This is a genomic window from Robinsoniella sp., assembly GCF_034124845.1.
Genome location: NZ_JAWYAJ010000159.1, coordinates 1 through 11,104, shown reverse-complemented (window position 1 = coordinate 11,104; position 11,104 = coordinate 1). Strand labels below are relative to the sequence as shown.

At 39.8% G+C, this 11,104-nt stretch carries 8 protein-coding genes; all 8 read left to right on the top strand.

All coding sequences use genetic code 11. The features are described 5' to 3' along the window. Window positions 1–1,165, top strand: a 1,165-nt coding sequence (locus ACH2DQ_RS07605; protein ID WP_395026208.1) for a 6-phosphofructokinase, incomplete at its 5' end; no start/stop codon positions are given. 248 nt (window positions 1,166–1,413) lie between these two features. Continuing rightward, window positions 1,414–4,035: a pyruvate, phosphate dikinase gene (gene ppdK / locus ACH2DQ_RS07600; protein WP_394912222.1), complete on the top strand. Its 2,622-nt coding sequence runs from the start codon at window positions 1,414–1,416 to the stop codon at window positions 4,033–4,035. A gap of 255 nt (window positions 4,036–4,290) precedes the next feature. After that, complete coding sequence (locus tag ACH2DQ_RS07595) at window positions 4,291–5,121, top strand: AraC family transcriptional regulator (RefSeq protein ID WP_394912221.1); 831 nt, start codon at window positions 4,291–4,293, stop codon at window positions 5,119–5,121. A gap of 433 nt (window positions 5,122–5,554) precedes the next feature. Next, window positions 5,555–6,985, top strand: a complete 1,431-nt coding sequence (locus ACH2DQ_RS07590) for an ABC transporter substrate-binding protein (protein WP_394912220.1) — start codon at window positions 5,555–5,557, stop codon at window positions 6,983–6,985. A gap of 36 nt (window positions 6,986–7,021) precedes the next feature. Then, complete coding sequence (locus tag ACH2DQ_RS07585) at window positions 7,022–7,918, top strand: carbohydrate ABC transporter permease (protein WP_394912219.1); 897 nt, start codon at window positions 7,022–7,024, stop codon at window positions 7,916–7,918. 59 nt (window positions 7,919–7,977) lie between these two features. Beyond that, a complete protein-coding gene (locus tag ACH2DQ_RS07580; protein WP_394912218.1) occupies window positions 7,978–8,826 on the top strand; it encodes a carbohydrate ABC transporter permease in 849 nt (282 codons plus the stop codon). Between the two features lie 51 nt (window positions 8,827–8,877). Then, window positions 8,878–9,876, top strand: coding sequence for a Gfo/Idh/MocA family protein (locus ACH2DQ_RS07575; protein WP_394912217.1), 999 nt, complete (start codon window positions 8,878–8,880; stop codon window positions 9,874–9,876). An 89-nt stretch (window positions 9,877–9,965) separates the two neighbouring features. Further along, window positions 9,966–10,994 carry a zinc-binding alcohol dehydrogenase gene (locus ACH2DQ_RS07570; RefSeq protein WP_394912216.1) on the top strand — a complete coding sequence of 343 codons (1,029 nt, stop codon included), beginning with the start codon at window positions 9,966–9,968 and terminating at the stop codon, window positions 10,992–10,994. The last annotated feature ends 110 nt before the right edge of the window (window positions 10,995–11,104 follow it).

The window sequence follows — 11,104 nt, the reverse complement described above, 5'->3', positions numbered from 1 at the left end:
CGGTGTATATAAAACTGCCAGGGACAGGGGATTTCATAAAGTGTTTGGTATGCTTCACGGAATTCAGGGGTTTTTAGACGAGAAATACATTGATCTGTCGAAATATATTAAAAATGACCTGGATATTGAATTATTGAAGAGAACTCCATCGGCTTATCTGGGATCCTGCCGTTACAAACTGCCGGAGATTCATGAAGATAAAGATATCTATGAGAAGATATTTGAGATATTAAACAGGCTGGAAATTGACAGCTTTATCTACATCGGCGGAAATGACTCCATGGACACCATTAAGAAGCTTTCTGACTATGCAATACTTACGGGACAGTCTCAGAAATTTGTAGGCGTGCCCAAAACCATTGACAATGATCTTGCACTTACCGATCACACGCCCGGTTTTGGCAGTGCAGCTAAATACATTGGAACGTCCACAAAAGAAGTGATCCGGGACGGTCTGGGACTTTCTTATAAGAAGGATATTGTTACAATTATCGAAATTATGGGCAGAAATGCCGGATGGCTTACTGGAGCGGCGGCCCTTTCAAAAGGGGAAGACTGTGATGGACCGGACTTAATTTATCTGCCGGAACTTCCGTTTGATGTTTCCAAATTTTTAGATAAAATACGTTCCCTGATCAAGAAAAAACATTCCATCGTGGTGGCCGTTTCCGAGGGCATTAAATTAGCAGACGGAAGGTATGTATGTGAACTTTCCCAGAACTCCGATTATGTGGATGCATTTGGACATAAACAGTTAAGCGGAACAGCTGATTATCTGGCGAACCTGATTTCAGCAGAGATTGGATGTAAAACAAGAGGCGTGGAATTTAGTACGCTGCAAAGAAGCGCATCCCATGTGGCATCCAGAGTGGATATCAATGAAGCATTTATGGTTGGCGGTGCCGCTGTAAAAGCAGCGGATGAAGGAGATACCGGAAAAATGGTTGTTATTGACCGTGTATCGGATGATCCCTATCAGTGTGCAACCGGCATATATGATGTGCACAAAATTGCAAACGATGAAAAATTGGTTCCAAGAGAATGGATTACCAAAGACGGAACTTATGTCACCAATGAATTTCTGGCATATGTAAAGCCACTGGTGCAGGGGGATTATCCTCCGGTAATGGTTGACGGTATTCCGAGGCATCTGGTCTATAAATAAAAAATATGTAACATATTGTAAATGATATAAGCTCTGACGCGACAAAAAACAGCGGCAGGGCTTATATTTTTGCGGGATTACTGAAAAAAATACGCAATAACAGGTTATTAATGCGGTTTTTCACTTGACTAGAATGGGATATGTGTTAAAATAAAACTGTGCGCAAAGCTCGCAGATATGGTAGTTATGCAGAGATCAGATACTCTGTACTAACATATACAAATACATTTTAGGAGGAATTAGTAAAAATGGCAAAATGGGTTTACTTATTCAAAGAAGGAAACGCAAGTATGAAAAACCTTCTTGGTGGAAAAGGTGCTAACTTAGCTGAAATGACTAACTTAGGACTTCCAATCCCTCAAGGTTTCACCGTTACGACAGAAGCTTGTACAGACTATTACAATAGCGGCAAGAAGATTACAGAAGAAGTGCAGGATCAGATTTTCAAAGCAATCGGAGAACTGGAAAAAATCCAGGGCAAAACATTTGGTGATATTGAAGATCCATTATTAGTATCTGTACGTTCAGGAGCTAGAGCTTCTATGCCAGGTATGATGGATACAATTCTTAACTTAGGTTTAAATGATGTTGCAGTAGAAGGATTCGCTAAGAAAACTGGTAATCCAAGATTCGCTTATGACTCATATAGAAGATTTATCCAGATGTTCTCTGACGTAGTTATGGAAATGAGCAAAACTTTCTTCGAAGGTATCTTAACAGATGTAAAAGAAGAAAAAGGTGCTAAATTCGATACAGATCTTACAGCAGAAGATTTACAGGAAGTAATTGCAAAATACAAAGCAATCTACAAAGAAAAAATGGGCGAAGAATTCCCACAGGATCCTAAGATCCAGTTAATGGAAGCTGTTAAAGCAGTATTCCGTTCATGGGACAACCCTCGTGCTATCGTATACCGTCGTATGAACGACATCCCTGGAAGCTGGGGAACAGCTGTAAACGTTCAGGCAATGGTATTTGGTAACATGGGCGAAACATCCGGAACAGGTGTTGCATTTACACGTAACCCATCTACCGGTGACAATGGTATCTACGGTGAATACTTAATCAACGCTCAGGGTGAAGACGTTGTTGCCGGTATCCGTACACCACAGCCAATCTCCAAATTAGCAGAAGATTTACCGGAATGCTATGAAGAATTTATGGCAATCGCTAAAAAATTAGAGAACCATTACCGTGATATGCAGGATATGGAATTCACTATCCAGGAAGGTAAATTATACTTCTTACAGACACGTAACGGTAAGAGAACAGCTCCGGCAGCTCTGAAAATCGCTTGTGATTTAGTTGATGAAGGAAAGATCACAAGAGAAGAAGCAGTTTGCAGAATCGAAGCTAAATCTCTGGATCAGTTATTACATCCTACCTTTAATGCAGCAGCATTAAAAGCAGGCGAAGTAATCGGATCTGCTCTTCCGGCATCTCCAGGTGCAGCAGCAGGTAAAGTATACTTCACAGCAGACGAAGCGAAAGCAGCTCACGAAGCTGGTGAAAGAGTTATCTTAGTTCGTCTTGAGACATCTCCGGAAGATATCGAAGGTATGCATGCAGCTGAAGGTATCTTAACAGTACGTGGCGGTATGACATCTCACGCAGCAGTAGTTGCACGTGGTATGGGTACAGCTTGTGTATCTGGTTGTGGAGAAATCAAAATTGATGAAGAAGCAAAATATTTCGAACTTGGCGGACACAAGATTGTAGAAGGAGATTACATTTCCTTAGACGGTTCTACAGGTAAGATCTATTTAGGCGACATCGCTACAGAAGAAGCATCCGTAAGCGGAGACTTCGGAAGAATTATGAGATGGGCTGATAAATTCAAAACATTGAAAGTAAGAACCAATGCAGATACTCCTGCAGATACAGCAAACGCTGTTAAATTAGGAGCTGAAGGTATCGGTCTTTGCCGTACAGAGCATATGTTCTTTGAAGCTGACAGAATTCCTAAGATCCGTAAAATGATCCTTTCTGACAGTGTAGAAGCAAGAGAAGCAGCTCTTAACGAATTAATCCCATTCCAGAAAGCAGACTTCAAAGCTATGTACGAAGTTCTGGAAGGAAAGCCGATGACAGTTCGTTACTTAGATCCGCCTCTTCATGAGTTCGTTCCTACTGATGCAGAAGATATCGCTGCATTAGCAAAAGACATGGGCTTAACACCAGAAGAAGTAAAAGCTAAATGTGATGAATTACATGAGTTCAACCCAATGATGGGACACAGAGGATGCCGTCTTGCAGTAACATATCCTGAAATTGCAAGAATGCAGACAAGAGCCGTAATGGAAGCTGCTATCGAAGTGAAAGCTGAAAAAGGTTTCAACGTAGTTCCTGAAATCATGATCCCATTAGTTGGCGATAAGACAGAATTAAAATTCGTTAAAGATGTTGTTGTAGAAACAGCAGAAAAAGTAAAAGAAGAAAAAGGATCTGACATCGTTTACCACATCGGTACTATGATCGAAATCCCAAGAGCAGCTTTACTTGCTAACGAAATTGCTGAAGAAGCTGAATTCTTCTCATTCGGTACAAACGATTTAACACAGATGACATTTGGTTTCTCACGTGATGATGCTGGTAAGTTCTTAGATGCTTACTACAAAGCAAAAATCTACGAATCAGATCCATTTGCAAGATTAGACCAGAACGGTGTTGGCCAGTTAGTAGAAATGGCAGTTAAGAAAGGCCGTTCAACAAATGCAGGCATCAAACTTGGTATCTGTGGAGAACACGGTGGAGATCCTTCATCCGTAGAATTCTGCCATAAGATTGGTCTGAGCTATGTATCCTGCTCACCATTCCGTGTGCCGATCGCTAGATTAGCAGCAGCACAGGCAGCATTGAATAATAAATAAGATTTGCTATTAGCTGAATACAGCCCTTATCTGATAGGATGAGGGCTGTAAAAGTTAGGTGGTTCATCAGTATAGCTGGTGAACCACTTTTTTTGTGTAAGCGTATAAGCGCGAGAGAGAAAAAGGAGGTATATATAGTTGATCATTAGATGAAAATGAAAGTATGGTAAAATAAGGAAGTTGTGATACTTCCTGGAAGGTGCTATAATATTAAAAAGTTTAAAACAGAGGTTACATACACGGGGAGGTTCCGGGATGAATCCGCACTTAGCACAGATTATGCAGATGGCGAACTTGGAAATCATGGAATATAACATGGAAACACGCAGAGAAATGGGTTCCTTTAACCGTAAAATTCCATATTATATTATGTCATATTTAAAAGAAGGTTCTGCAGTTTTAAAAATTGGCGGGCAGAAATATCAAACGGGCCCGGGGAGTATCGTGATTATTCCTGAAAATGTTGAGCATAGTCACTATAAGACCGATGGAAAGCCGACAACGTTTTTATGGTGGCATTTTTCATTTAAGATTCAGTATACGGTAGATGCATTGAAAATACTGAACTTTCCGGTGGTTTCTTATCTAAAAGACAGGGAGGGATTTGAAAAGATATTCTGCAGATTTTATGATGGGCATAAGGAAATGAATAAATTATCAGAGCTATTAATGCACAGGGCCTGTGGGTTAGAATTAGTCGCCTATTTGGTAGAGGAATTAATCGCTGAAAAGAGACTGGGTTTAAATGCGAATGTTCCCAAAGCATTCTGGAGTATATTTCAATTAGTCAACAGCCAGGAAAACCAGCAGATATCACTGCATGTATTAGCTGAACGATATCATATGAGTCCTACCTATATTTCTAATCGGTTTAAACATTATTTTGGCTGCTCGCCCATAGCTATGCGCAATAATATTATTTTTGAACGATCTAAACTGATGTTGCAGAATAGTGACATGTCTGTCAGTGAAATTGCTGAGCGGTCAGGATTTGAAAATATTACAAGTTTTACACACTTTTTTACACACCGCGCGAAGATTAGCCCCACGGAATATCGGAGCACAAGTTTGCGGTTACATATCTAAATATCAGATACTAGTGTGCATGGCTGTATCAGAATTGCTCCTGGTTCCATGTTTGGTGTATGATAATTGGATTCCGTTAGGATTTTTACTTATGTATAAAATAGACAAATTAAGGCTATGTTAAAACAATCAAAATTTTGCTTAAAATTTTGGTTGTAATTTTTTACTTATTTATTTGCTGAAATTTAAATGAAATACGTCATTATAACGAAATGTGTATTAAAAATACGGATAAATAAGTTAATATAACGAATATTAGATAGATTAAATCAGAAAAGGGATGGAAAAATTGTGATATCAAAAAAGCATTATATTGGAAACAAATATGTATTTTTGACAAATACCTCATAAGAATGAACATTCCAAAGAGATTTCCAAAACTTTATAATAAGGTTATCTAAAAACACAGGTGGGATATAGAAAGGAGAAGTCTATGAGGAGAAAAGGTTTTTTAACAATTGCAGCATTAGTAACGTCAATGGTATTTAGTGGATGTATGAGTGGAACAGTTCAAAAAAATGCAGAAACAAGTCCGTCAGATATGAAAACGGAAAAAGCAAAGGAAGAAACCCCGGGAAAGGCAGATTCTAATACCGAATCAAAAACCACAGATGCCGGAGATACAGCGGAAAACAAAGATTCCGAAGAAACAGGGGAGTATACAGATATTACGATATGGGATGGAATGACGGATGGTGATGGAAATACCCTGATGCAAGCATTGGCAGATGGGTTTGCAGCGGAACATGGAATACAAGTTGAACGTGTCGTAATGAAGATGGAGGATCTGAGAACAACCATAAAGGCGGCAATTAATTCAGGCGAAGGTCCGGATGTATTCAGCTATGAGATTGGCGCAGGATATCTGGGGGTGCTGGCAAATTCTGGTCTGGCATTTGACTTAACTAGTTATGCTGCAGATCATGGATGGGATCAGTTATTTATGGATAATGCCATCTCTTCCTGTACCTTTAATGGCAAATTATATGGAATCGGTAATGAGCTTGAAGCTCTTGGAGTATTTTACAACCGGGCAACATTCGAGAAGTATGGTTTAAAAGAACCGGAAACCTATGAGGAATTTGAAGAAATCTGTGCCACTCTGAAAGAAAAAGGGGAACTTCCGATTATGGTTGATGATTTGGACCAGTGGCCAGGATATCACTATGAGAGCCTTTGGACCAATGCATTTGCCGGATGTGATACCATGAATGAAATTTTAGCATTAAAACAGAGTTTTAACCAGGATAAACTGGCAGAAGGGCTGGATAAGCTGCACGAAATCGTAATAAATGGATGGACAATCGATGCCCCGCTGGCAATGGCCCATGATGATGCTAGAAAAATGTTTTTGTCAGGAAAGGCAGCAATGTATCCAACGGGAACCTGGGAAGTAGCAACTTTCGGTGGAGAAGAAGGATTAGGAGATGACTGCGGCTTTTTCTTTTTACCTTCCCCAAGCGGAACTGAAACTTCGGGAGTTTTTGGTTTGGGAGGATCTTTTGTTGTAAATGCGAAGTCAGACAAAACATTTACGGCAATTAAATTTATGGAATATATGTTTAATGATGAAAATGTTCAGAAATGGTATGAAGCATCTTATATGCCGGCTACTACCAATGCCAAAATCGAGAATTATCAGATTTCTTCGCTGTTTATGGATTGGGCAGATTCTGCATTAAATTCAGAAAAACAGGGAAATAACCTGGATGTTTTAATGCCGACAAAAGTAAATGAGGCAACTGCTAATTATATGCAGGAGTTACTGGCGGGAAAGAAGACCGGTATACAGTGTATGGAGGAAAAACAGACTACGCTGGAACAAGAGGTGAAAGACGGAAACTATGAGGCGGTTATAAAATAGTAAAATCTGTTTTAAGTGTGGAAAGGAAGGGATTGGATGAGGTTTTCTGGTAGAAAAAGAAGAGCAGTACATAAATGGTTTATCGCTATGTTATTTGTTGCGCCAGCTTTGGTTTGCTACATTATTTTTGCAGTCATTCCAATATTGAATACGATAGAATTAAGTTTCTATAAATGGGATGGTGCTTCGCCTGTTATGCAATTTGTTGGTCTGGATAACTATAAGGAAATCTTTACCAATCCTATTTTCTGGAAGTCACTTAGCCATAATTTATTCTGGATTTGTTTTACGATATTAATTCCGACTATTTTTGGAATCATACTGGCTGTAATGCTGAGCCAGAAATTTGTAAAAGGAAGGCTATTGTTTCGCGTAATATTTTATATGCCGTCTATTGTGTCTATGGTAGCGGTAAGTGTCATTTGGAATTGGATATTAAATCCCGAATTTGGAATTTTGAATCGTGTACTTAAGGCGTTTGGACTGGGGTTTCTTGCATTTGACTGGCTGGGAAACGAAAAGACAGTAATGATTGCTTTACTGATTGCAGGAAGCTGGGTGCATTATGGATTCTGTATGGTAATAACTATGGCTGCATTGTCCGGGATTGATGCAAGTTATACGGAAGTGGCACGATTAGAAGGTGCGAATCCGGTACAGACATTTTTTTATGTTACATTACCATTATTAAAAAATACTTTTACGCTGTTGGCATTAAATTCTCTAATCGGATCATTTAAGGTATTTGAAATTGTCTATATGATGACAAAAGGCGGGCCTTATTATTCTTCTGAAGTAATCTCAACGTATATGTACCGTACTGCATTTACGAACAGTGAATTTGGACTGGGATCTGCAATAGCTACCGTATTATCCGTTTTAATAGCAGTTTGTTCAGCCATTTACATGAAATGTTCGGAAAAAGAAGATTAGCAGCGGCATGATTGTATATCAAGGCGTTGACGGATGATAAAAAGAAAGGAAAGAATAGTATGAAGCGAAAAAGTAAAAAGCCGGTTGCTGTGATTGCAAAGCAAATATTAACATATGCCATTTTAATTATTACACTAATTATTTCAATTATGCCATTATTGTGGATGTGGCAGGCAGCATTAGTACCTTCGGATAAGTTAAATATTGATCCATTTGCGATTCCTACTTCCTTTACATGGGAAAATATGACCAAGGCATGGACAACCGGTAAGATGAACGTGTACCTTGTCAACAGTATAATGGTTGCTGTTCCCCGAGTTGCGGGAGTACTGCTTCTCGCCTCTTTTGCGGGCTATGCATTTGGAAAACTGAAATTTAAAGGCAGGGATAAAATATTTTCTTTTATGTTATTCGGGATGATGCTTCCGGTTCAGGCAATGGTGATTCCACTTTACTATAATTTGCAGCAGCTGGGGCTGATCAATACCAGATGGGCGATGGTGATACCATATTTTGGGCTGTCGATGCCATTTGGAATATTTATGATGCGGGCATTCTTTCGTGATCTGCCGGATGCGCTGATTGAATCAGCGACAATTGACGGCTGTAATGAATTAACCACCTTTATTTATATCATGATGCCATTGATAAAACCCGCGTTATCCGCGTTGCTGGTATTTGAATTTATGTGGTCATGGAATGATATGTTTCTGCCCATGTTAGTTGTGTATAAGGATACTGCAAGGACGCTTCCTCTGGGACTTATGTTCTTCTTTGGAAAATATACTGCAGATCATTCGCTTATTGCAGCAGGTGTCACTATTTGTACACTGCCTATTGTAATTGTATATACGCTGTTTCAAAAGAGTTTTATCTCTGGTATAACAGCCGGAGCAGTGAAAGGCTAATGGATATAGTTGATATTAACAATATAAACATAGAAAAATTTGGAGGTTGTCATGGATAAAGTAAGGATAGGAATTTTAGGTGCAGGCAGCATGGGAAGTGTTCATGCAGATCATCTGTCTAAGATTGAAGATTGCAGGATAACAGCAGTATGTGATTTGAGTATGGACAGGGCAAAGCAGCTGGCTGACAAGGTGAGTGCCCATGCTTATGCCGATTTTGATGAAATGCTGGAAAAGGAGACTTTGGAAGTGTTGTATATTCTGCTTCCTCCGTTTGCACAAAGTGGGCAATTTGAAAAAGCAGCTGAAAAAGGAATTCATATATTTATTGAAAAGCCAATTGCCATAACCAGTGAGCGGGGAAAAAGTATGGTGGATGCTGCCAGAAAAGCGAATATAAAAACCCAGGTAGGATTTCACATGAGGTATGGATCAGCGATTCAGAAACTAAAAAAGATGCAGGAGGAAGGTCTTGCAGGAAGACCCGTATTGTTTAATGGCAGGTATCAATGCAACTCTTTGCATGTACCGTGGTGGAAGGATGTAAATCTGTGTGGCGGACAGATTTTCGAACAGGCAATACATGTATATGATATCTGCAGATATATATATGGCCATCCCAAAGCAGTTGCCAGTTTTATGGGGAATGTCTGCCATGGGGAGATCCCGGGGTATACCGTTGAAGATGTCAGCGCATCGGTTAGTACCTTTACAACAGGGGCACAGGCTTCTATAACGGCAAATAACTGTTCTGTTCCAAATCGCTGGGATGCGTTATTCGATATGACATTTCAAAAAGTAAGTGTCTTTTTTAAGAGCCCGGATGAAGCGGAATTTCATTTTATAGAAAAAGATGGAGAGCGGATCGAGTATTTCAATGAACCGGTTGATCATAAATTTGCCGAAGATCAGGATTTTATACGAAGAGTGCGGAATAACCTGCCGGATTTCTGCCCGGTAGAAGAAGGACTGCGCAGTCTTTTGTTCGTGGAAGCCTCCTTATTTTCAGCTAAAATGGACGGTCAAAAAATGCGGGTGGAGATTTATTAAGAACATGATATATGGAATACGAATAATAAAGTTGCATACTAAAAATGAAAACATCAGATGGATCATTAATGACAGAAAGGACGATGTAAATGAAAGAATTACTTGCTAATGAAAATTACATGCCACAATTGACTGAATATGAGGAAAAGCCGTTAAAACCGGATGAAGTCAGGGTTAGGTGTAAATACGGAGCGCCCAAACACGGCACAGAAATTACAGGAATAAAGGAGCTTCCTTTTGAAGAGAAATACTATGATGAAGATTTGAAGATGTTTCTGGACAGAGAAAAGAAAGTGAGCGCAGCATTTAGCGGGTTGGGAAATATGTGGGTTGGCGCAATTACAGAGTTAGGGAGTGAAGTGCTGCAGTTTCAATTGGGAGATCAGGTTGTGGGGTACGGACATCTGGCTGAAACACATGTGGCAAAAGCCAAAGAATTACTTGTTATGCCACAAAATATGACCTGGAAGCAGGCTATGTGTTATGATCCTATGCAGTTTGCCCTTAGTGCGATTCGAGATGTCGGATTAAGGCTGGGGGATAAAGTTTTAGTTTCAGGATTAGGAGCTATCGGACAGATGGCAGCACAGGCGGCAAAAGCGGCAGGAGCTTCATTTGTAGCGGTATCAGATCCTATGGAATTACGAAGACAGACTGCATTGGAAAATGGGGCAGATCTTGCATTTGATCCATTGAATGGGGATTTGGGATATCAGCTTCGCAGGTTAACGGGCGGAGTTGGAGTTGATGTAGTTATAGAAACCAGTGGGAACTATAAAGCTATAGAACAGGGGCTTCGTGCATTGGCGTATAATGGAAATATGGCTTTGGCAGGTTGGTTCAAGGAGTGTCATATACCGATCCATTTGGGCAGGGAGGGTCATTTTAACCAGCAGAATATATTCTTTTCCCGTGCATGCAGTGAACCAAACAGAGATTATCCAAGGTGGGATTTTCAGAGAATCTGTAAAGAAAGCTGGGACCTCTTAAGTACGGGGAAAATCTATTGTGAAAACATTGTTTTCCCTGTGGTGAATTTCACAGAATGTGATAAAGAATACCGTTATTATATTATGGAACATCCGGAAAAGAGTATTAAGATGGGGGTTGCTTTTTAAGACAAACAGGTTTCAAAAAGCAATATAAAAAAACACTCTGGGGTAGGGCGTTTCCTACCCCCGCTTTTAATAAATCATACCATCTCCCCGGTAATAATCTCCACCGGTAT